Here is a 22,919-nt window from a genome sequence, read left to right as displayed (position 1 = left end):
TTTCTACGCTTTTTGATATAAGGCAATGTCAAATATATGACCTGCCCGCAACACTTGGTCCATCATTTTCCATTTTTGCCTGTCCACTTCTTTGATTGGATAATTGAACAACGACTTTAGCCCGTTTCCATATCTCATCGCAACCACGACATGTTCATTCGTTATGTCATACAGCTGCTCTAAGATGTCATACTTGCTTTCAACCGTTGAACTGAAAATAATATGTGTGACATCTTTGATCAGACTAAGCTCTTGGACCGGAACATGATCTAAATGAATATTTAATTCATCACCTAATGTCTTGACGACGTTTCGTCCAAGTTCAATCGCTTCCTCGTCAATATCAATCCCCACAACCTCTGCCCCTGTTCGCTTCGAAATCAATAATAGTGTCATCGGGAAGGAACCTGAACCTACTAACAGCACCTTTGATTCAGCAGTGATTTGAAAACTGCCGAATTCTTTTTCAATGCATGATTCGATGTTTTGGAAGTAATCGGCTATTTCTGTGTCTCCCTTCAACAGCTTCAATGCGCGATATTTCTCCATAATGGCTACACATTGTGCCGATTTCTTTCTTAAATTCTTCACCAGCTGCTGAAGATCTTTGGATATTTGGAAGTCCAGTTGTTCCCAAGCTGCTTTATTTCTCTCGTTTGTGATAAATGCACAATAATCATCAATTAAAACTTCTAATTCTGAACAATGGCTGGTGGTCTGATCATATTTTTCAGCTAAATCATCAAACTTTTCGGAAAACTCAAGCAAACATTCTTGAAACGTTTTTAGCGCCTGCATCCATCCCACTCCCATATTAAGTCGTCACTAAATATTGATAAATGCTTTTCCTTCTGCCACAATACTGACCGATCCTTCAATAATAAGATTTGTTAGCTCTTCTTTTTCAACATCCGCAAATACTCGAATCGTGCCGCCGGGTTGTTTGATGTTTGCACGAATCCCCCTCTTATTCTTCCATGCCAGATAGGCTCCTATCGAAGCTGTACCTGAACCGCACCCCCTTTCCCATACCATGCTGTCTAGATGCGGGACGTAAATGAGCGGAGCCAACTCATCAGATTTCGGTTGATACAATAAAACGCCAATCAAGTTAGCGTCTAAAGTGACCCCGAGCAGCTTTGCTAATGATTGTGCTTTCTCTCTTACCGTCTCACTACATTCCTTCACTTCTATCACAATATGTAGAAACCCGTGATATCTCACGATGATTAAATTCAAATCGCTGCCATCATATTTGACTGTTTTCTGTTCAATTTTTTCAGGAATGGGCATAGCAACTCGACAGTTATATTCATCTACATTTTTTTTCACTTGACACATGATTAATTGATCTGCACCTGAAACTTCCAGCAGCACTTCCGTCCAATCATGTTGCTTGAGGTCTTTCTCCGATGCGATGAAGGCAGCCAGTGCCATGCAAGCATTACCGCAAAACTCGCCGCCGGCCATCTGCAGATGTGCGGCAGCCCGTTCATTCAACGGTTTTTCAATAAAGCCCACTTGTTCAGCATAAACGCTGTCATAGGACATCATTTTTGCTGCGATGTGCTTATACTCATCAGCTGGATAATTCGTTTTCACGAGAATTGTCATATTTTGTGTTGGATTACATTTGATAAAATCGATTCCCTGTTTCATCACAACGATCCTTTTCACTTATATTTTTCATCTATCGAAAATCGAAATTATTACGATTTACTTTGCGTAATGGTACCATCCAAAAATCCGTGGATACTGGAAAATGAACCTGCGGTTTCTCTGCTTGTTGCTTAACGGACTTTCTTGAAGTGAGTTTCAGATCGCTTAGAGCTTATTATCCAGCTGCCGTCATTCCCCTTCTTTTCGTTGTGGCGATACCTCAAATCGTAATTGTTTCGATAATCTTTTTTGATCATACAGCTTCATTCTTTTTTATGTCAAGCTATTTTTTCCAAGTTTGCCAAACTAAAAAATAAATCATTTTCTCCGTGGCAATCGACCTTTCTGCAGCGGCCGTCCTGATGATCGGTCTGAAACAGACTGCAACCGTAAAAATAAAAACGGCTGCCCGAGGGCAGCGTGTGCGTTTAAAACAAAAAATAACGCTCCATGGCTGACAGGCTGGCATGAAAGCTCCTCACCATCAGCAAACACCTGATATGTCTTATGGTCGACGTCGACTTTCGGCAGTGCGTGATTTAATTTCATGTCCAGTTTGCTCAATCCGCATATGGCGCACGGATGCAACCATTTTTGTCAGCCCTAATGATTGAGGCACACCGCGCTCTATACTCCGCGTGAGAGATGTTGACTGATTGGCTTTGCCGTAACCCGCGTACATTTTTCGCATGAACACTGATTCAGATGTCGGAATTGAAGCGTTCGGATCACCCATTTGAGCACGGGCGATCATACCGCCTTTTAAACTTGACGCCAAAAAAAGCCGGGGCCCAAAGGACGAGATCAGCTTCTCCTGCCAGCGGGCCGCGCTGCTTTTTCATTTTATCGGCGGTTTGCCATGTCCTGATGATGACCTCACCGACTCTGCTCATCGCCTGCGAGTCAGAGGAAGTCATACTGATCGCGCCGATATCGTGCAAAATATCCTCCGTGGCAATCGCCGCTCGAATTCGCGAATGGCTGAATACCACATCCTCAGGCACATTGGCATCAAGCTGGTGGCAAACCATCATCATATCCAGATGCTCGTCCATTGTATTTACTGTATATGGAAGCGCCGCAGTTGTTGAAGACGGCAGGATCGTCTTGGGATTCATCCTTTTTTTATTGTTGATGTTTGTTGCTCATAAATTACCTTGCCTTTTTAAGTAATATAACTTATTATAACAATGTACTTAATGATTTTAAGTAATCTGATGGAGGTTTTCAATTTGAATAAAGAAATGCTGAAAGGAAATATTGATCTTCTCATTCTTTCAGTTTTGAAGGAAAAAGAGAATTACGGCTATGAAATTTCAAAGACGATTAAAGAAAAGACGGAAGGAACGTTTGAAATACAGGAAGCCACTTTGTATTTATCCTTAAAAAGACTGGAAAAACAAGGAGCCGTCAATTCATATTGGGGAAATGAAAGTCATGGAGGACGCCGTAAATATTACGCCATTACAGAAGATGGTATCCGGCTGCACGAAAATATGGTGTCGGATTGGAAAAAGATGAATGAAATGGTCAAGCGATTTATTTGAAGGAGGAATTCATGTGAGACATATTTTCAAAAAAATGTTCAGTTTAAACGATATTCAATTCTTTTGGGTTTTAATAGCATCTTCGATTCTGTTTGCGTTTTCGTTCTATTTCGATCGGATTCATTCTCATGATCCCTTTTGGATCGTGATTTGTTATTATATTTCATTTGCTATTGCGGTTGTTTGGGGCGCGGTAAATTATATCAGCCACATCCGGATGAACGCCATGTATAACAAACAAAACGACATACGCGCCTATGTCAATCAGTTAGCTATGAATGAAGAGGAAAAACTGGAATTGCAAACCTATTTGGAAGACTATGTTGAGGACCTCATCAGCCAAGGCAAAACAAAAGATGAAGCGGCAGCAGAAGCTATCAACCAATTTAAAGTGAAGGAATTTTTATCTTTATCCAAAAGCACGTCATTCTTCAATCTGCATGCACACCACTATTTATTTGGCTGGTCGCTCATATTAATGACTGCCTTTTTCCTTCTCTGGCTGTTCGGAATATGGTTAGGCGTTCTCCCATTGATGTTTCTCGTGATTGAAGCGACTCTTTTTGCTTATGGATTCGGTCTCTTTGGAATGTTTTTTGTGTATAAGCTTGTGGACGCAGCCATTTATAAGAAGTTTAAAGAGTTGTTATCTTAACGAAAAGGACGTGTAAAAATGGAGAATTGGATCATTGATACGATGGAAAAGTTCGGTTATTGGGGTATTCTTTTTCTCATTGCCGTGGAAAATATATTTCCCCCTATTCCATCTGAGATCATTCTTACTTTTGGGGGATTTATGACCACCAAGACGAGTATGAGCATTTCAGGAGTTGTCGCGTTTTCCACCATCGGCTCTGTGCTCGGGGCCGTCGTTCTTTATGGTGTCGGCATGCTGATAGACATCCATAAGATTGAAAAACTTGCAGACAGATGGGGACACATCATCAGAATCACCCGGAAAGACATTCATAAAGCGAATCAGTGGTTCGATCAATATGGTCTCTGGACAGTATTTTTTTGCCGGCTTATTCCTCTAGTCTGAAGCTTAATTTCAATCCCCGCCGGAATGGCTCACATGAAGTTTGCTTCATTTGTTTTACTGACGACATTGGGGACCTTGATTTGGAATGTACTGCTTGTAAATATCGGTGCGGCCGTAGGATCTTCATGGGAAACGATTGTAGGATATATGGATCTTTACTCAAGTATTGTTTATGGATTTCTATTGTTGATTTTCGCCATATTTGCCGGCTTGTACCTTAAAAAAAGAGTTTTTGCAAAAAAATAACACCGTTTAACTCAGGAAGTCTGAACTTATGCCAATCCCACGGCCATCTCCATTCAAATGTTCTTGATGAACTGACGCGGAAATGAAACACTGGATGAAAACATTAGACAGCTTAGCCCTGTATTCCGGTGGGCTGAAGCTGTCTCGTTTTCGTATGTACACACCTAGAGGAATCGGAAAAAGTTCATATTATATGTCATTTTCCTCTGATCGTTTTTTCATCATATAGTGAACAAAAGAGAAAGGGATGAGAAAACAAACAAAGACCACACTTCCTACAAGTAAGGCTTCACTGTTATCACTATGATCTGGACCGAACTTTGCCAAAAGCGCCAGGATTATGCCAATCAATGCAGAAAGGATGACGACTCGATAATAGGGTCCTGGCTTCTTCTGTTCTTTTGCATCATCATACACATCAACAGAAATTTTGAGATTCAGCCAACCTAAAACAACTGAAGTAAGAATAAATAATAACCATAATGGATTGTCTTTAGCTTCCATAATCCCCTTTGTTATCACCTCATAAAGTAAAATGGCCAATATTCCTACCGTTTGAACCATAAAGGCAATCCGTATATTTTTCAAATTTTGTATTTGCAAGCGTTCATCTTTAATCATCTTCATGTAACTGGTCCTCCCTGCTAATCCAAAATACTTCATCCAAAGACTTATTCACTGCGTAGCATATCTCCAGGCACAATTTTAGCGTGGGATTATACTTACCTTTCTCAATCAAGCTAATCGTTTGCCGAGTAACACCCACTTTTTCTGCTAATTGCTGCTGTGTTAAGTCGACTTGAACACGAGCGATCTTCACTTTATTCTTCACCTATATAATTCCTCCTCAAATGAATTGTAACATATAAATTACATTATTCAATATATATATTACAAAACAAAAAAATACTCCTTCTTTGCATTATCATATCTCTATGTCATTTTATACTTCCTTGAATTCATGAAGTTCGACACGATAGCAGAAAATTCGCGCTTCGGTTTGACCGGAGTAGATCTGATTTGTATTTGAAATGACCGATACTTATCATAGTTTATGCTTAGCAACATTCAATGTGTACTCCTCGTTTCACTAACAATGCAGGCTTTCCTACATTTAAATTGATATAATGAATCTATGAAAAGGAGGATTTATGATGGATAATAATAATCTTGTACAAATCGAACAAATACTTAAAGCATTGTCTGAATCCTGGTCTTTAGACTCAAGTTCAAAATGGAGCAAGGATAACCCTGCAAAGGGACAATGTGGCGTAACCACCTTAGTCGTAAACGATATATTAGGCGGAGAAATAATGAAAACAAAACAACCTGATGGATGGCATTTTTATAATGTCATCAATAGAGAAAGATATGATTTTACGGCTTCTCAATTTAAAGAAGACATCCTGTATATGGATATCCCCTCAAATAGAAACGAAGCCTATTCAGATACCAACGAGAAACAGTATCGCTACTTAAAACAAAGTGTGATGAATCAGTTATCTTTTTCAAATATTGAGTTGCATTAGCTTTATAATTGGGGCTCCTCCTTATAAAATTTAACAGATATTAAATCGCTACAGCCGTTCCTTCTTGGAAGCTGACGACCATTATCATTCGATACATCCGAGTTCACATTTGCTAAGGGTAAGATGCGTCTCCCCTTCCGGCCACGGCCGCCGATCAACTGCACAACATCCGTGTGCAAAAGATCAGTGTCCGCAGGCTCTCCGTCTTGGACTAAGGTATTCGCGTTTGTTTTTCTTGTCGTTATCGGATGACTGAATGGAATGGAAAATATCCCTATTTCATCTCCCTTTTTGTCGGGTTTTTCTCGGATTTACATACAAAAAAAACACTCAATCAGAGATCAAGTGCTAAAACAAGTAATTATCAGTTCTGTAGTTCAATTTTATTTTTAAATATATGAAACGGAGCCTACAAATTTAAAAGTATACTCATTGTTAACAATTTCATTTCTTTTTCCTTCATAATCAAAGTTATATAGTAAAATAGCAGAGTTTATATTCTTCGGAAGTTGTTTACCCTGAATAGCTTCAAAACGAGATAAAATGATATCACCATATGAGCAACCACATATTAATTCGCGCAGCAATTCTTTATTTTGGACATGAACAACCTTTTCGATAAAATCTTCATCTAAATCATCAATATCTATGTCAAAGTCCCTTAAAAACGGAGAAGGGAGGAAGTCACCTTCTTCCTCATCGTACGGTAATTCAACATATTCATTTAATTTATCAACAGTTTGAATATTACCAATCCATAATGATACATAGTTTTCTCGTTCCATTTCAAACCCTCCTATTTTTTTATCCTTAGCCCTTCCGGTAAAGCCTCAACTCCACCTTTTAGTCTGTAATTGGCCCAATTGTTTAATCTTCGCACAAACATATTATAATCTTTTGATGAGTCTATAATCTTTAGTAGCTCGTTGTGAGCAGCAGTAGAACCTAGTCCACCGTGTTTTCCAGTTGGGTTAACAAATTCCACTTCATTTATTGCCGTTCGTAGCTCTCTAATTTTTTCAGCCGTTACTCCCCAATGTTTAAAAGTAGGGGCTCGTGAAACCAAGTGCCACTCATGCATTCCTCCTGGAGCTCGAAGCTGTCTTTCTATGGCTCTTCTAGTTTTTTTATCACTCCAGAGTTCATCTAATTGTTTAGTTGATAATGAATTGAACCATTCATTAAACTCCCCACTTTTAACTGTTGGCACAATGGTTTTTCGTACTTTTTTAACAGTCTGACCCGAAGTCTCTTTACTACTGTTAAAAAGCACACTTTTCTTTTGATCTTCTGCCAATTCTTTTAATACAAGAGGGGTATTCTTTACATTAATAGAATTCGGTGCATCCTGCAGAATCCCTTGCAATGCAGGAGTGTAACGATTATTAGGTGGCTTAATTGACTGTTTTACAGTCTTACCAGCTTCCTTCACCTTGCCAACCGCGGTTTTCCCAGCTTTCGCAAGATCTTTCGAGCCCGTTGAAACAGAAGATTTTCCGCTCCGCAAGCCGGCAAGGCTTCCGATCAAATAAGTAAAGTAATGCGCCCTTGAATACGCATCTCCATGTACTACTTTCTCATCCCATTTTTCCGCCAACGTGTCTACCATACTCAAAAGAGCGCCTTTATAATCGTACCCAAGAACTGTGTCTAAAACAACTTTCGGATCTTTATGTAAATGGTCGATTGTCCATCCGAGATTCCATCCAATTTGTTTTCCGCCCTCGTAAAAATCTTTCGCAAGATCATAAATAGCACCACCCGAACCACTATAAATATCAATAGCCGTCTGATGAAATTCCTTGTCGTCTTCCCCTGGCTTCAGATCCGGTCCAAATGGAGTTTCACTTTTCAAATAGATATCCTGAAAATACTTAGCAGGATCATCTAATTCTGTCTCTGCTGTAGCGACATTCTTTAGCTTTTCTATTGCGTCAGCCTGTTTTTCTGCTTTGCGAATTTCTGTTTCCATTCTGGTTTTATCTAATTTTTCGAGCATCATCTCCATCGGAGTCTCTTCGTTAGGCTGCAATGCATCCATCTCATCCGGCTTTAAAATCGAACCTTTTTGATAGCCGGTGATTTCAATTTTAGGCCCGGTATACATTTTCTCGAGCCTTGTAATGTATTTTTCCATCGTTTCAAGGTCTTGTTCAGCAGTTTTCAGGGCGTTTGTTTGCTCCCTGTCAAAAGCATGGAGCTTTTCAAGAGTGCTGTTGATTTCCTTTTTCGCTTTTTGATTCTGTTCATGAAAATCACTGTCATCCAACTGAGGTAAATCGGCAATATGACTGACTTTCGCGATCGTAGCATTGGCTTTGGACACCAAATGTTTCGTTGTTCGATCGGCCGCGTTCAAGCCTTGTTCCAGTTCGTGTTCGAGAAAGGCTTGTGAAATATATCCGTTGTGATTTGATTCAAAAGAATCCAGTGAGGTTTTGATTTTTTTCAATGCCGATTCGTATTCTTCAATGAACGTTTCATAGAATCGCAAGAACGGAGTATGGCATTCTTCGTAAAAGGCGCGAATGGCGTCCCCGCCTTTTCCTTTTAAGGCATCATCAAGAGATGTGATGCCGTCGACGCTTTTTTTGACTTTGGCAATTTCATCTGCTTGTTTTTTTAACTGTTCCAGCGTATCATCTATTCCATTTCGTAACGCTTGAACATCCAGAGTCTTCATAGCATTCTCCTCTATTTCGTTTTCATCGATGAAGCCAGCTGCTTGTCGGTGTCCTTGATTGCTTCAACGGCTGATTCCGTCAAGACTGCCTTGCCAGGTGTGAGACGAAAGCTCAGGTTCAGTGATCGTCTTTTTGATATCAGAGAACTCTGTTTTGTCTTTTTGCAGCTCTTTGCGGCAAGCTTTCAGCTCTGCCAAAAATTCTTTCTTCAGCGATAAATCGACTTTCATGATATCTAAAGCCCAGGATTGACCCGATCATGTTCAAACCTCTCTTCCCAAAAACTGCATGACTAAAGTAATGACCAGTATAGAGTTTACCACTATACGGAAATGAATTGGTGAATAAATCCTGTCCATCCATGAAAATGAATCTTTAGAAGCGGGTCAAAAAACCCAATAAATAAGGCAATCACACATTAATCCGCTCCAATGCAGAGAGTAATCCAATGAACGGCAAGAAGCCTTCGTAACATCCCCTCTTAAACCTCTTCATCTAAAATGACCTTGATATGGTGACTTAAAGCTACTCTCTTGACTAATGGAAAAGAGTCAACGAAAAAAAGCGAATGAATACCATCTTAACAGACAGAATAAGAAGAGTTGATATTTCTACACATTTCGTGAAGGAGGGAAGCCGTTGAGTAAATTCAAGTATTGAATGAAACAGCATCCAAAGCAGGTCCTAAAAAACTTAAAAAGGCCAAAATAAGTCCATCTGACAAACTAAAATTTCAATAATATGGAGTGAGTAACGTGACTCATAAAAATGGAGCAGACAGACCGGATGATTACAAAAGATTTTCTTCATTAGACAAGGAATATGATTTCCAGCAATCTTTAGATAGCAGCGCTAAGACAGAGAATGTAAACAATGAAACACAAGCTCATAACAGAGAAAACGTAAATGACACAGATGTGGCTGGAAAAAACTTTGATCCCTCGGATTATAAAGGAACCACGCAATTGGAAAAAGGATTGGCTGAAACTCATGAACAGGTTAGTGATGACTATTTTGAAGGGACGATCGATCAAAATTTGGATTAGTCATTTTACGGAACTAACTTTAAAGAGAAAGTTAGTTCCGTTTTTGATTAACAACTACTCAGATCAATGGTGAACTAGCCATGAACACAAATTAGAGAAATTGGTTGGTTTCTTCGGGAGACGAAAAAAATCCCCTCTTGAAATAAGGGGATCTGGGGATCATATAATAGATAAAATTATAATTTTATTCAGATTTAAGTTTTCTCCTCTCTGCCAATTGGAGTTTTATGCAAAAATGTACAAGTGTTTGTTTATCCTGCTCATTCATCTTGATAAATTCAACTGTCATGATCTGTTTGTTTGTTTTACGATCAAGGTAAGTGCGTTTGACTTGAGCATGAACGTCAATCACAATTTCATCATGCCCCTCAGTTGGCAGAGAGATATTTAAACGCAAATCCTCTTCTGGTTCGTGTTTTTGCGTCTCTTCAATGATTAATGCAGCGCCTCCAGCACTGATATTCGCTGTATATGTTTTAAACATTGAGCCAGATCCATATGGACAAACAGTGACAGGAATCGTGGTATTGACTCTAAAAAATTGCCGTCTTTGAATTTTTGTCATTTGATCTTCTTCAGGTAAATACATATTTAATACAGGGATATCGTGATAGATCTCTCGCTTTTGTACTACACTAATAAATTTATAAGGGATTTGTTGCGCGTTTACAAAATGAATCGTGGCAATTGTATTTGTCGGAATAATAACAGTTCTTCCCGTTTCTACATCAACAGGATAATGGACTTTTAAAACATTTTCTTCAATGGATGACACTTTGCTTTTCGCAATGATATTTTCTTGATTTTCGTTTTCAAATTCTATTGTTATGATATTTCCTAATGATAACAATGGACATCACTCTTTCAATTCTACTTATAGATTATATCGGTACTATGACACATAAATTAAAGAAATGAAAGGGGGAGACATTGAGAGTCTTTCTTTTATTTTAAGTGCTTTGGAACAGCTGCTTTCATTCATTCTATTTTGAATGCAGTGTTCTTGTATACTCAAATATGTTTTAACAATATAGTTCAGATCGCCGTATTTAAGCCGCTGCCTTTTTTATAAGGAAAAAGTCAATTCTTAAGGTTTTCCATGTCGCGGATTTAATAGGAGACACTAACCTTGAAAAATTAGAGGATGTTGGTGTAATGAAATGAAGCGGTTATAAAATTTTCAGCAAAGCCTAAGCCTTGAGATAAGAAGAAAAAAAGCGCGAAACAAAAAATGTCTCACGCCTTCACAAACCTGAATGATTAAAGATTCTTGCCTAAATCACCCGTTTAAACACGTCATTTCGTAAACATTCGTTTCTTTTCGATTTTTAAACCACATAAGGTTTTTTATAAGCGCCATCTTTCCCTATCCCTATGTTTTTTCCATATTGTTTTGAAATAAAAGGTCATTTTGGTGCTCACGTATCATTGTGTGATCTAAGTATTTTCGGACAAGCCATCCATAATAGTCTTTTTAGAATTTATTAACATCTCAAATTTGCATTTTGCCTGTTGTACCCCATGCCCAATCCCCCAAACGAAGATTTTTATCTCCACAGTTTATAAGTATTCAGCTTATTTTTTAGTTCTGGGGTTACCATGGAATGTTAACTTGATGGTGATGGAGCGGAACCCCCATCGAAAAGAACTATGAACCACATTCCAACTGAAATGTAATCCATAGACGCTGATTACCTCCTGCAAAGAGCACTCCCGCTGTAAATTCTTCTAAAGCGTGCATGGCAAACCTCGCATTGGCACAAGTGATCAAGCTGCCGACAATCACACGAATTTTGAGGGTTTCCATGATTCCTCGATGGTTGGCCCCGACATTTAAACAGCCTTCCTTGTGAAAGCAAATGCATTCATCGCAACGGCTGACTATTGATATAACTGATGGTGTACTTATCCCAACTTGCGTTTAAATTCTTTACTGGCGAAGAAGTAAGCGATGACCATGATGCCGACGCACCAGGCAAGCGCGATCCAGATACCGTTGCCAACAGACCCTTCATACAAGAGGGCACGAATCGCATTCACGATTGAAGTCACAGGCTGGTTCTCAGCGAACGCACGGACAATTTTAGGCATGGTTTCGGTGGGGACAAAGGCCGAACTGATAAACGGCAGGAAAATCAGCGGGTACGAGTAAGCTGTCGCCCCTTCCATAGACCCCGCTGTCAATCCGGGAATGACCGCCAGCCATGTCAGCGCCAGCGTAAACAGCCCGAGTATCCCAGCTACCGCGAGCCAATCCAGGATATCAGCGTTGGAACGGAAACCCATCAAGAGCGCGACGAGAATAACTATCACGACAGTAAGCGCATTGGAAACAAGCGAGGTCAACACGTGAGCCCACAATACCGACGAACGCTTGATGGGCATGGAAATGAAACGCGCCATCAGCCCGCTCTTTACATCCGTAAACAGCCGCACGGAAGTGTAAGCGACACCGGATGCGATAGCCATCAGCAAGATTCCCGGCAATAAATAATTGACATAGTTGTCCGCCCCTGTCTCTATGGCGCCGCCAAATACGTAGACAAACAGCAGCATCATCATAATCGGTGTAATCGCCACCGTAATAATCGTATCCGGGCTGCGCATGATGTTGCGCATTAAACGCCCAAGCAATACCCCTGTTTTGCTCTTCATTTACATCTCCTCCTTTTTGCCGATGATCGCGAGGAAAATTTCCTCCAATGTCGGCTGCTTCTCGATGTACTCCACTTTCGCTGGCGGGAACATCTCTTTGAGTTCGGTAAGGGTACCGGTTGTGATGATTTTTCCGCCATGCAGGATGGCGATACGGTCCGCAAGTTGTTCGGCTTCCTCCAGGTACTGGGTCGTCAGCAAGATGGTCGTGCCTCTGCCGGCAAGTTCCTTGACGGTATCCCAGACTTCAATCCGCGCTTCGGGGTCAAGCCCTGTCGTCGGTTCGTCGAGAAAAATGACTGCCGGCGTCCCGATTAGGCTCATGGCGATATCAAGCCGGCGCTTCATCCCGCCGGAATACTTATCCGCCCGGCGGTTGGCCGCGTCACGCAGGCTGAATCTTGCAAGCAGATTGTCGGCAACTTGAGCGGGATTGGAAACTCCCCGCAACTTGGCGATCATCATCAGGTTTTCCCGCCCGGTGAGCATGCCGTCTAAAGCTGCGAACTGCCCTGTCAGGCTGATGCTCTGGCGAACTAGATGCGGTTGACGCTGGACATCAAAGCCGCAAATGCCTACTTCGCCGCCATCAGGCTTCATCAGCGTCGAGAGGATGTTGACCGTCGTCGTCTTCCCCGCTCCATTTGAGCCCAGCAGTGCGAAAATTTCGCCGCGCCGTACCTCAAAATCCACCTCCTTTAAGACTTCCTTGTCTTTAAAGGTTTTTTTTAATCCTTTTACAGAAATCGCTGCATTGCTCATACTCTTTTCCTCCTTATAAATAGCGCCTTGCGGAGCCGGATTGCCTATCCTCTTCTATTCAGTCTGACTGATAATCTGTATAACTTAGTACCAGGTTGAAAATATAACTGAATAGCGAAAGAGCAATTCACATCTGTAACCAGCTATTCAGTCGGTATTATCAATTGAATTCTTTATTTTTTTCCAAATCGCTTCATGATACTCTGATTTAAATCTTCACGATACTTGGCGACATAGGTTTTAGCGTTTGCCACTAGTTCGTCGGCAAAGGACGCCACGTCGTCCCCGGTGATTTCCAGCACTTGTCTGCCTTCCGCCGCACCGGCTTCGAACAACTCGATTAATTCATACTGGATGTGCAACATGTCCATCCCGCTGCCCGCTGAGAAATTCCACATGTAGTTTTGAATTTTCTTAAATACAAACTGATAGTCCTCTGGCAGGGCTTTAACCCGTGCCATCATCATCTTGTACTCTTTTTTATCACCAATCATTTTTTTGAACATTTCCATCATGTTATTTTTCCTCCTTTTTTAAAAACCTGAACAAGACACTTAAACAAATTTCGGACGGAATATCTTATGAAGTTAGGTTGACTTCAAGACATTGATTTTCGATGATATAAACTCCCATTTTTCCCAAAATAATTCGAGTTCACGGCGGCCAGCCTCATTAAGTGAGTAAAACTTGCGGGGCGGTCCCATATCTGACGGTTTCTTTTCTATGTTCACAAGTTTTTTCTTTTCTAATCGCACGAGGATGGTGTAGACCGTCCCTTCCACAACTTCGGTAAACCCAAGCTCGTTTAGGCGGCGGGTAATCTCATAGCCGTAGGTTTCATGGCGGCTGATAATTTCCAGCACGCAGCCTTCCAGCGAACCCTTCAGCATTTCAGTTAAATTTTCCACGTTCAGAACCTCCCCTATTTTGTCCGACTTATATTCAGTATTACTTAGTACCAAGGACAATTTTTACTGAATAGCTATTGAGAAATTACGCTATTCAGTATTGCTTATTACGTGTACATTGTAACACCGAGTAGCAGGGGTGTCAACTCCTTTTGTGGCCGCTGTTCCACTGTTCATGGCAAGTCCTAAAATCAGCGGGGTGAGCACCAGGGCATCATTCGTACCGTCTCCCGCCATGGCGACAAGCTCTTTCCTTCTTTTTGTCGTGTTTAATAACGTTAATTTTATTCTCCGGTTTGACCGATAAAATTTGCCACCACAAAAATTGTCTTCTACATTTAAAAGTTTTAAACTACAGATTACCTATTTAAAGTCCCGTGTTTTTTAACCGTTACATTAACATGATATGCAATTGGAATCTCCGTAAATACTTGATCCCAATTGTTCTTCAGCTTATTCCACAGAAGAGGATATTCGATTCTCACTTCATTACCAAAGCCGGCAAGATCGGCTTTGTATTCCTTCTGCATTTTTTCTGTGATCTTCTTCACCAAATGCTTCACTGTTTGGGCTGTACTTCCCTCAACTCTCTCTATAAATTTTTGATCAATTTGTTTTGTTAAATAATTCCAATTTTCGGCAAGGTGGCCTTCTGACTGAATATATACTTGAAATGACAGGCGGCCTCTTTTGACGATTGGTTCGATCTCGGTTTTTATATTGTCTACCGAAAACGTGATCAGCTTTTTTGTTTTTGGATCATGGCTTTTGACAGCACCGCCTATCCCCTCCCCCTTAATCCACATCATCCCGTCTAAATCTTCTTCATCCAAAAAACCAAGCAGCTTGTTTGTTTTTCCATTGACCGCTACGGCTCCCGCGTATTTGACTTCACCCTTAGCACCGATGACGTTTTGCAGTAAAAAACTGGTTCCTGCATTCATTTTCCCCATCAGTTTGGCAAGTGTGACAGGAGGCAGAATTTTTTTCGCCTTAAAGTCGTTTTGAACGATTTTACGCAAGCGAAACGCCGGCATTTCACCGGTTTCTTTTAGTTCTAAGGTATCTCTCGCTCTACCTCTTGTAATAAGGACAACCGTGCTCGGTCTTATTTCATTATCCCTGAGAGGTTGATCCAGCAGTTCCTTTAGTGAATATGTACGAAGGAGATCTGCGGCGATGACGATTACCTTTAAGTGGGGGTTGAATATTGTTCTGTCTAACCTCAACGCCACTTCAGAATTGATTTGTTGAAGGGAATCTCCCGTTTCAAAAATGTTGACGTACGGTTTTTGGTTTGTGCTTGCCCCTGCGGACTTCGCCCCTGCTTGCTGCTGGCTTACATATTGGTAGGTTACGGTCATCCGTTCTTTTTTCGGATATTCCCCACCCATTTTGTTAAACTTTTTTTCAAGGGCTGTCTCTTGGCCTTTATCTAGTCCCATAGCAAACGTAAGCCCGTACTCTTCAATCTCATGGCTGCTCCAGCACCCGGTTAAAAAGAAGAGCATAAAAGAGGATAGAAAGCAGACCTTTTTAGTCATTTGTTTCATATTTTTTACCTCATAAAGTGTTTCTCGGTGAGATCCTTATTGTTCCCCAAAAATTTCAACAAATGCTTATAATTTGCGAATATTGGAGATATTTTAAGACACATTTAATCACTGATCTTTATTCTTCTGCCACAACTCACGCCTTACGATTTTGGAGCGATTATTTTTTTGCTTATTTAGCGTTTGGGCTAATTAAAATTAATGGAATAGGAGAGGAATCGTTGGCATGATTGATTTTGAATTCTCACGGTTATAGGTTTATGCAACGTATATACACTCGGCTTGTTCCATAAAAAAGCGCGAAACTGGGAATGTTTCACGCTTTGAAGATTCATTTATGATGAACTTACCTATCCCCGTCTACATCACCCGTTTAAAAAAGGCCCGGCAAAACTCCAGGAGGACGCAAAGATTTAAAGAGCCATGTCAAAATGACTTCATGTGCAAACGGGATCTCACCGCTTGCGTTCCCCCGTGACTATCGCGCGCAATTCTGCACAAACTCCAGCCGCTCCTCCTGAAAAGCTGACGACCTTCATCATCATTCGATACACACTTGATAAGGGAAAGGTGCGTCTCCTCTTCTGGCCAATAAAAAAGCGGCCACTAATCAGCTGCACAACATCCGTGTGCAAAAGATCAGTGTCCGCAGGCTCTCCGTCTTGGACTTATTGTTTTTTTCTGTAGCTCTTCTCAGAACCTCCTTTTTGTTCACAAACAATTAACATTTATTTACAAGGAAAATAATCACTTATATTGAATTGTTATAATGTACTACCAAAAATCTTAAAGGAGTGCTTTAAAATGAAATTGAAAAAAAGTGTTGTTTCTGCATTGTCGATTTCTGCTTTAGCATTGTCATTAACTAGTGTTGCCTCAGCCGAAGAAATCAACTCTTCACCAGCTGAAGTACAAAAAAGTCCTATTAATCCATCACAAATTATCAATGTCCAAGCTAAAACTATACCATTAAGAGTAGGAGAAACTGTTAATATCGCTGTACCAGGAGCTACCCGTTATTGGACAGACAATATAAATGTTGCAGATGTTGATCAAGCTGGAAATGTCACTGGAATATCACGTGGAACAGCAAAAATCACAATGTATAAGGGACTCAATGTACTTGGAGCCGTTACGGTTAAGGTTTATTAAATTTTTGAGGGAGCAAAAGCTCCCTTTTTATTTGAATAAACAGTAATTGATTTTATTGACTTCATATTATTCCCTCTCATCCAGAAGCGAAGAAGCTCCCCCCTTTTTAAAATCCCTTCCGTAATCCGAATCTTTACAGAATTAAGGCTTCTGATCTACGTTTTCTTTTTAGAAACCTTATAACAGAACACCTGAACGGTATAGGTTCCGATCCCTAACTTCCTTCCTACTGAAGGCACACAAAAATTTTTAATAGGGGTGGAAGATTTAAAATAACTCGGCACTCTCCACTATTTAATCCGGTGTTTCGTCCATTTATAAGTATAGGTTTTGTAATGAAGCTTCGAACTACCTTTATCCCTTCAAGACAACTGATTAAGTCCTTGAATTGTAAGTGTTGGTATCCATTTAAACTTGCGCATTGATAGCTTGCTAACGAAACCATATGATCCCGATCTTCCGCGTTGATATAAGTTCTTCTCTTCTAACAATAACCCATGACATAAATAAAAGGTGAGACACATAGAATATTAAGTACCCCGGGAACAAGCTTTTTTCATCCCTCATTCCCCTTCTCGGCTCCCACTGCCTAACTAATATTTTCAAGAATACAACGTTCATAAATATTTAACATATTTTTACAAGGTTTTTTATTACAAAAACCGAATCTAATTAGTGTATTAAATCTAAACAAGGAGTGTTTAAAATGAAATTGAAAAAAAGTGTTGTTTCTGCATTATCGATCTCTGCTTTAACATTGTCATTAACTGGCGTTGCCTCAGCCAAAGAAATCAACTCTTCACCAACTGAAGTAAAAAACAGTCCTATTTCTTCATTACAAAATAACAATGTCCAATTTAAAAGCACTGTATATATAAAATCGGGAGAAACTATTAATATCGCTGTACCAGGAGCTACTCGTTATTGGACAAATAAACAAAGTGTTGCATATGTTGATCAATACGGAAATGTCAGAGGTATATCACGTGGACAAGCAGTAATCACAATATATAAGGGACTCAATGTACTTGGAGCCGTTACAGTTTATGTTGATCTTTATTGAGGGAGTAAAAGCTCCCTTGAAAATTCGCTTTGATAATCCTTCATTTCCAGCAGTAAGTAGCGGGCATCTTCCCTGCGGGAAGTGCCCCTTTTTAAATCCCTTCCGTAATCCGAACCTTTTTAGAATCAAAGCTTCCCCCAACTTTTTCTTTTTAGAATCCTTATAACAGAACACCCGTACGAAATAGGTTCAGCTCCCTAACTTTTTTCTTATCGACGGCACGCTAAATGTGGAAAATTTAAACACTTTATTACACTCTACTATTTAAACCGGTGGTTGGCCATTTATAAATATGGGGCTATTTAATAAAACTTCGAGCTGCCTGCCTCTTTAATTTTCCATACAACTGATGCAGTGCTTATAAGTATTGGTATCCGTATAAACTGGCGCAGTACATCCATTGATAGCCTGCTAACAAGACCCCGGCCTTCCCCGTTGATTAAAAACTCTTGTAAAACGTTATTTCAACAATAATTCATGACATAAATAAAAAAAGGTGAGACACACAGTGCCTCACACTTAATAACGTAATACTCGAAACTTATTCCCTACATCACCCGCTTAAACATCTTCTCCATCTCATACGTCGAATAATGAATGATAATCGGGCGGCCGTGCGGGCATGTGAATGGATCTTCGGTCCGGCGCAGTTCGTCGAGCAAAGCGGTGATTTCGTCGTCGCTCAGGTGGTGGTTGGCTTTGATCGATCCCTTGCAGCTCATCATGATCGCGGCTTCTTCGCGCAGTTTTTTGATGTCGATGTTTCGGTCGTCAAGGACCTGCTGGATGATGTCTTCGATGATCATCGCTTCCTCGCCTTTTGGAAACCATGTCGGATGGCTCCGGACGATATAGCTGCCTGCACCGAACGACTCGAGAAAAACGCCGACTTTGGCCAAGTCTTCCAAGTGATCGTCAATGATCATCGCTTCATTTCTTGAATAATGGAAGGTCAGCGGAACAAGCATGTCCTGCACTTCCGGTTCGATTTCACCGACTTTTTCGCGGAAGTACTCATATTTAATCCGCTCCTGTGCGGCGTGCTGATCAATGATATACAGCCCGTTCTCATTTTGGGCGAGAATGTAGGTGCCGTGCATCTGGCCGATCGGATACATGATCGGCACCCTTTCTTTTGGCGCCGGCGTCTCTTCTTTCCGCTCTGGTATGTGTTCCGGAGGCGCTTCAAATGACTCATCCGGCAAGTCTTCCACAACCGGCGGTTCGGGAGGCGTTTCCTGCTGCGGGAAGCTGTCCTCTTCCTCAGGCGGCAGAGGCGCTTCCTTTACGAGCGAACTTAATTTCATCGCTGAAAAAGATGGCGAGGCTGCCGGTGCTGTTTCAGGCACGGCCTTCGGCTCAGGCGGACTGTCGAAATTCAAGATTTGCTGCTCCGGCTTTACGGGCGGTGGCGCTGTTTTTTTCGGAATTTCCGCGCTTGGGATGAGCTGCTGCTGTTTGAAGACGTCTTTGATCGCATCGCGGATCAGCTCGTGGAGCTCGGTCTCTTTGCTCAGTCTCACCTCAAGTTTGGACGGATGCACATTCACATCGACGAGCAGCGGATCCATGTTGATTTCCAGAAATGTGATCGGATGCCGGCCGATCGGAAGCAGCGTATGGTAGCCCTCATGAATGGCTTTGACAAGGGGGAAATTTTTAATGTATCTGCCGTTGACGACAGATGACATGTAATTTCGCGATGCCCTGGTCACTTCCGGGAGGGCGATATAGCCCTTCACTTCAAAGTCAAGGGAACTGGCGTGAAGCGGAAGCATTTTTCTCGCAACCGCCGTTCCGTAAATCGCCGCCAGCACATGGCGGACATCCCCATTTCCGTTTGTTTGCAACAAGGTTTTCCCTTGATGGCGCAGCCTGATCGAGACTTCCGGATGCGCGAGGGCGATTCTGTTGACAACATCGGTAATATTGCCGAGCTCGGTATGAATCGTCTTCATATATTTCAGCCTTGCCGGCGTATTGAAAAACAAATTTGAAACCGTAATTTCCGTTCCTCTCCGGCTCGACGATTTCTGCTCGGAAATGATTCTTCCTCCTTGAAGCGTCAGCTGGGTTCCCGCTTCCTCGCCCGTGCTCGTTTTGATCGTTAAATGTGAGACGGACGCGATACTTGGCAAAGCTTCTCCGCGAAAGCCGAGCGTCCTGACGCGGAACAGGTCGTTTTCGTCTTTGATTTTGCTTGTCGCATGGCGCAGAAAAGCCGTTTTACAGTCTTCGGCATCCATCCCTTCGCCATCGTCAAGCACTTTAATGGAAGAAAGTCCGGCCTCTTCAACATCGACTTCAATGACTGAGCTGTTTGCATCGATCGCATTTTCGACAAGCTCTTTTACGACCGACGCCGGTCTTTCCACTACTTCGCCCGCCGCGATCTTGTTTGATAAATCATCGGGGAGCTGGACGATTTTTGCCAAGTTTGGTCACCTCTCTTATTTTAATTTTTTTTGCAGCTTGTACAGTTCGTTCATGACTTCCAAAGGCGTCATATCCAACAGGTTGATGGCTTTCAATTCCTCTAACACGCCCTGTTCCTTCTTGGAGAGCTTCGCCTGTTTGTCCTTTGGCTTTTCCGTTTCAAAGAAAGACAGCTGGGCGGGCTCTTCGGCCGGTGTCGTCTGAATCTGAGCGGCCGGCTCTTTCACAGCCTCGGGAACGGTTGAAACAGCCGGTTCTGTGGAGCCTGCTTCAAGCTCTTGTAAAATCGTTTTGGCCCGGCTGATTAAATCATCCGGAAGCTCGGCAAGCTGGGCGACATGAATCCCGTAGCTTTTGTCTGCCGCCCCTTCTTTTATCTGATGAAGGAACACGACTTTCCCCTCGTATTCTTCAGCGCGGACATGGACGTTTTTCAAGTCGCTGAGCTTGTCCTCAAGCGCTGTCAGCTCATGATAGTGGGTGGAAAACAGCGTTTTTGCGCCGATATGGTCATGAACGTATTCGATGATCGCCTGAGCAAGCGCCATTCCGTCATATGTGGATGTGCCGCGGCCGATCTCATCAAAGAGAATCAGGCTGTTTTTCGTGGCGTGGACGATCGCGTTTTTCGCTTCAAGCATTTCCACCATGAAGGTGCTTTGGCCGGAGATCAAATCATCCGCGGCGCCGATTCTCGTGAAAATTTGATCAAAGATCGGCAGTACCGCTTTTTTGGCCGGAACGAAGCAGCCGATTTGCGCCAGAATCGAAATCAGCGCCATCTGTCTCATATAGGTGCTTTTACCAGACATATTCGGCCCTGTAATCAACAGCATTTGTCTGCCGCTGCCCATTTCACAGCTGTTCGGTACATAAGACTGGCTGTCCATCACTTTTTCGACGACCGGATGGCGTCCGTCTTCAACCTCAACGGTGTCTTTTGAAAACTCAGGCTTAATGTAATGGCGGTTTTCGCTGATTGTCGCAAAGCATTGCAACACATCAAGCTCACTCATCATTTTCGCCAGCTGCTGAAGGCGGGGAATATAAGCTTTTACCTGATCGCGGAGCTCGGAAAACAGCTCGTATTCAAGCTCTGATATATTGTTTTCCGCTTCCAGAATCAACGCTTCTTTTTCTTTCAGCTCCGGCGTGATATAGCGTTCCGCATTGGTTAATGTCTGCTTACGTTCATAGCGGCCTTCTTCAAGCAGATGGATGTTTGCTTTCGTCACTTCAATATAATAGCCGAACACTTTGTTGAAGCCGACTTTTAAAGAGCGGATGCCCGTGTATTCCCGCTCCTGCTGCTCAAGCCTTGCAATCCAGTCTTTGCCGTTCTTGCTCGCATCCCTGTATTCATCCAGTTTCGCGTTGTACCCGTCTTTGATTAAATTCCCTTCCTTTAACGAAAGAGGGGGATTTTCATAGAGTGCATCTTCCAGAAGCTCGAGCAAATCGCCGCACGGGTCGATTCGTTCAGCACGCTCTTTTGCTTTTGGATGCTGAAGGGAAGCGACAAGCTCTTTAATCGCCGGCACTTGTTTCAGCGATTCCTTCAGCTGGATCAAGTCCCTTGCGTTGACATTTCCGTAGGCGACGCGGCCGGCAAGCCGCTCCAGGTCGTACACTTCCTTGAGGCGCTCGCGCAAATCCTCCCGTTCAAATAAATGGTTCATGAGCGTTTCCACGATTTCCTGTCGCTCTATGATCTGCCCCTTCCTGATCAGCGGTCTGTCAATCCATTGTTTTAAGAGGCGTCCGCCCATGGCCGTTTTCGTTTCATCCAAGAGCCAGAGAAGCGATCCTTTTTTATGTTTTGAACGGATCGTTTCTGTCAGTTCAAGGTTGCGCTTGGAGTACAGATCGATTTTCATCGCTTCTTCCAATTCATAAGACTGTACAGGCTGGAGATGGTCAAGGCTTCTTTTCTGGGTTCGTTGTAAATAGGTGTAGAGCCTTAAAAACGTGCCGGCAAGCTCCTGGGACGGCAGACCTTTCACAATGTCCGGCATCTCTCCAGCCAGTTCGTCTTCGAAGGAAATCGTGGCGCCGCAGCGCTCTTTTAAAATCGTGATTTCCTTCTCGCTGAGATTGCGGCTGACGACGATTTCACGCGCGCCGACGGAGTAGATTTCTGAAACGACATCATCAAACCGCTCGATCGCCGTCACTAAGTTTTCTCCTGTCGTCAAGTCTGAAAAAGCGAGGCCATATGTATGCTGAAAGTCGCTGACAGAGGCGATAAAGTTGTTTTCATTTTCATGAATGCCCTTTCCGTCCATGACAGTGCCGGGCGTGATCAGCTGAACGACTTCCCTTTTGACGACACCTTTAGCTGATTTGGGATCTTCCACTTGTTCACAGATCGCCACTTTATAGCCTTTTTTGATCAGCTGCTCGATATAGGAAGAACACGAATGGTAGGGAACACCGCACATCGGGATGCGTTCGCTCGAGCCCCCGTCTCTGCTCGTTAACGTGATTTCCAGTTCCTGAGATGCTTTTTTGGCATCTTCGAAAAACATCTCATAAAAGTCTCCTAAACGAAAAAATAAAAAGGCATCCTGGTATTCTGCCTTAATCTTTAAATATTGCTGTATCATTGGCGTGTAGCCTGCCATATTATAATCCCTC

The 22,919-nt window shown here is 42.2% G+C and carries 21 protein-coding genes and 2 pseudogenes; 7 read left to right on the top strand and 16 right to left on the bottom strand.

From position 1 onward, the window contains the following. Positions 1–3: 3 nt before the first annotated feature. From M654_RS11605 to M654_RS11595, 3 genes and pseudogenes are all read right to left on the bottom strand, one after another. Positions 4–798: a nicotianamine synthase family protein gene (locus M654_RS11605; protein WP_026587066.1), complete on the bottom strand. Its 795-nt coding sequence runs from the start codon at positions 796–798 to the stop codon at positions 4–6. Positions 799–825: 27 nt separating this feature from the next. Next, complete coding sequence (locus M654_RS11600) at positions 826–1,659, bottom strand: histidine racemase CntK family protein (protein ID WP_026587065.1); 834 nt, start codon at positions 1,657–1,659, stop codon at positions 826–828. A 450-nt stretch (positions 1,660–2,109) separates the two neighbouring features. Continuing rightward, a pseudogene (locus M654_RS11595) lies at positions 2,110–2,762 on the bottom strand (amidohydrolase family protein); the annotation flags it as partial. Positions 2,763–2,891: 129 nt separating this feature from the next. Here M654_RS11595 and M654_RS11590 point away from each other — a divergent pair. The 3 genes and pseudogenes from M654_RS11590 (at position 2,892) to M654_RS11580 (ending at position 4,494) form a co-directional block, all read left to right on the top strand. Continuing rightward, positions 2,892–3,206, top strand: coding sequence for a PadR family transcriptional regulator (locus M654_RS11590; protein WP_026587062.1), 315 nt, complete (start codon positions 2,892–2,894; stop codon positions 3,204–3,206). Positions 3,207–3,219: 13 nt separating this feature from the next. Next, positions 3,220–3,861: a hypothetical protein gene (locus tag M654_RS11585; protein ID WP_026587061.1), complete on the top strand. Its 642-nt coding sequence runs from the start codon at positions 3,220–3,222 to the stop codon at positions 3,859–3,861. Between the two features lie 18 nt (positions 3,862–3,879). Beyond that, a pseudogene (locus tag M654_RS11580) lies at positions 3,880–4,494 on the top strand (DedA family protein). A gap of 189 nt (positions 4,495–4,683) precedes the next feature. Here M654_RS11580 and M654_RS11575 read toward each other — a convergent pair. Together M654_RS11575 and M654_RS11570 are read right to left on the bottom strand one after the other, a co-directional pair. Beyond that, entirely contained in the window at positions 4,684–5,121 is a 438-nt protein-coding gene (locus tag M654_RS11575) for a hypothetical protein (protein WP_026587060.1), read from the bottom strand. Then, positions 5,108–5,326, bottom strand: coding sequence for a helix-turn-helix transcriptional regulator (locus M654_RS11570; protein ID WP_026587059.1), 219 nt, complete (start codon positions 5,324–5,326; stop codon positions 5,108–5,110). Before M654_RS11570 ends, M654_RS11575 begins: the two co-directional genes overlap by 14 nt. Before the next feature lie 322 nt (positions 5,327–5,648). Between M654_RS11570 and M654_RS11565 the strand changes: the two genes are divergently transcribed. Next, positions 5,649–6,023 carry a YunG family protein gene (locus M654_RS11565; RefSeq protein WP_026587058.1) on the top strand — a complete coding sequence of 125 codons (375 nt, stop codon included), beginning with the start codon at positions 5,649–5,651 and terminating at the stop codon, positions 6,021–6,023. Between the two features lie 389 nt (positions 6,024–6,412). On the opposite strand, the gene M654_RS11560 is transcribed toward M654_RS11565, so the two are convergent. The 3 genes from M654_RS11560 to M654_RS11545 form a co-directional block, all read right to left on the bottom strand. Further along, positions 6,413–6,808, bottom strand: a complete 396-nt coding sequence (locus M654_RS11560) for an immunity 22 family protein (protein WP_026587057.1) — start codon at positions 6,806–6,808, stop codon at positions 6,413–6,415. Positions 6,809–6,819: 11 nt separating this feature from the next. Beyond that, positions 6,820–8,706 (bottom strand): ribonuclease YeeF family protein, encoded by a 1,887-nt coding sequence (locus M654_RS23895; RefSeq protein ID WP_026587056.1) that lies wholly within the window; start codon positions 8,704–8,706, stop codon positions 6,820–6,822. 63 nt (positions 8,707–8,769) lie between these two features. Beyond that, a complete protein-coding gene (locus M654_RS11545; protein WP_236251231.1) occupies positions 8,770–8,937 on the bottom strand; it encodes a hypothetical protein in 168 nt (55 codons plus the stop codon). 525 nt (positions 8,938–9,462) lie between these two features. Between M654_RS11545 and M654_RS11540 the strand changes: the two genes are divergently transcribed. Beyond that, positions 9,463–9,753, top strand: a complete 291-nt coding sequence (locus M654_RS11540; RefSeq protein ID WP_026587055.1) for a YozQ family protein — start codon at positions 9,463–9,465, stop codon at positions 9,751–9,753. Between the two features lie 184 nt (positions 9,754–9,937). Here M654_RS11540 and M654_RS11535 read toward each other — a convergent pair whose 3' ends face one another. The 6 genes from M654_RS11535 to M654_RS11510 form a co-directional block, all read right to left on the bottom strand. Beyond that, the gene (locus M654_RS11535; protein ID WP_026587054.1) at positions 9,938–10,603 is read right to left on the bottom strand and encodes a flagellar brake protein; all 666 of its coding nucleotides are present in this window, start codon (positions 10,601–10,603) and stop codon (positions 9,938–9,940) included. A 1,055-nt stretch (positions 10,604–11,658) separates the two neighbouring features. After that, on the bottom strand, positions 11,659–12,408 hold the full coding sequence (locus M654_RS11530) for an ABC transporter permease (RefSeq protein ID WP_026587053.1): 750 nt from the start codon (positions 12,406–12,408) through the stop codon (positions 11,659–11,661). Next, a complete protein-coding gene (locus M654_RS11525) occupies positions 12,409–13,170 on the bottom strand; it encodes an ABC transporter ATP-binding protein (protein WP_026587052.1) in 762 nt (253 codons plus the stop codon). 173 nt (positions 13,171–13,343) lie between these two features. Further along, positions 13,344–13,685: a DUF1048 domain-containing protein gene (locus M654_RS11520; protein WP_026587051.1), complete on the bottom strand. Its 342-nt coding sequence runs from the start codon at positions 13,683–13,685 to the stop codon at positions 13,344–13,346. Positions 13,686–13,757: 72 nt separating this feature from the next. Continuing rightward, positions 13,758–14,078 carry a PadR family transcriptional regulator gene (locus M654_RS11515; protein ID WP_026587050.1) on the bottom strand — a complete coding sequence of 107 codons (321 nt, stop codon included), beginning with the start codon at positions 14,076–14,078 and terminating at the stop codon, positions 13,758–13,760. Positions 14,079–14,437: 359 nt separating this feature from the next. Then, positions 14,438–15,631: a Ger(x)C family spore germination protein gene (locus tag M654_RS11510; protein ID WP_026587049.1), complete on the bottom strand. Its 1,194-nt coding sequence runs from the start codon at positions 15,629–15,631 to the stop codon at positions 14,438–14,440. An 804-nt stretch (positions 15,632–16,435) separates the two neighbouring features. Here M654_RS11510 and M654_RS11505 point away from each other — a divergent pair. Together M654_RS11505 and M654_RS11500 are read left to right on the top strand one after the other, a co-directional pair. After that, positions 16,436–16,783 carry a BLB8/JUQZ-1 family protein gene (locus M654_RS11505; RefSeq protein ID WP_026587048.1) on the top strand — a complete coding sequence of 116 codons (348 nt, stop codon included), beginning with the start codon at positions 16,436–16,438 and terminating at the stop codon, positions 16,781–16,783. A gap of 706 nt (positions 16,784–17,489) precedes the next feature. After that, positions 17,490–17,846: an Ig-like domain-containing protein gene (locus M654_RS11500; protein ID WP_026587047.1), complete on the top strand. Its 357-nt coding sequence runs from the start codon at positions 17,490–17,492 to the stop codon at positions 17,844–17,846. Between the two features lie 548 nt (positions 17,847–18,394). Here M654_RS11500 and mutL read toward each other — a convergent pair. Together mutL and mutS are read right to left on the bottom strand one after the other, a co-directional pair. Beyond that, entirely contained in the window at positions 18,395–20,281 is a 1,887-nt protein-coding gene (gene mutL / locus M654_RS11495) for a DNA mismatch repair endonuclease MutL (protein WP_026587046.1), read from the bottom strand. 15 nt (positions 20,282–20,296) lie between these two features. Continuing rightward, on the bottom strand, positions 20,297–22,906 hold the full coding sequence (mutS, locus tag M654_RS11490) for a DNA mismatch repair protein MutS (protein WP_026587045.1): 2,610 nt from the start codon (positions 22,904–22,906) through the stop codon (positions 20,297–20,299). Positions 22,907–22,919 lie beyond the last annotated feature (13 nt).

The organism is Bacillus sp. NSP9.1, assembly GCF_000465465.2.
Classification (GTDB): Bacteria; Bacillota; Bacilli; order Bacillales; family Bacillaceae; genus Bacillus; species Bacillus sonorensis_A.
Note: the sequence above shows the minus strand (reverse complement) of the source record. Positions and strands in the feature narration are given on the sequence as shown.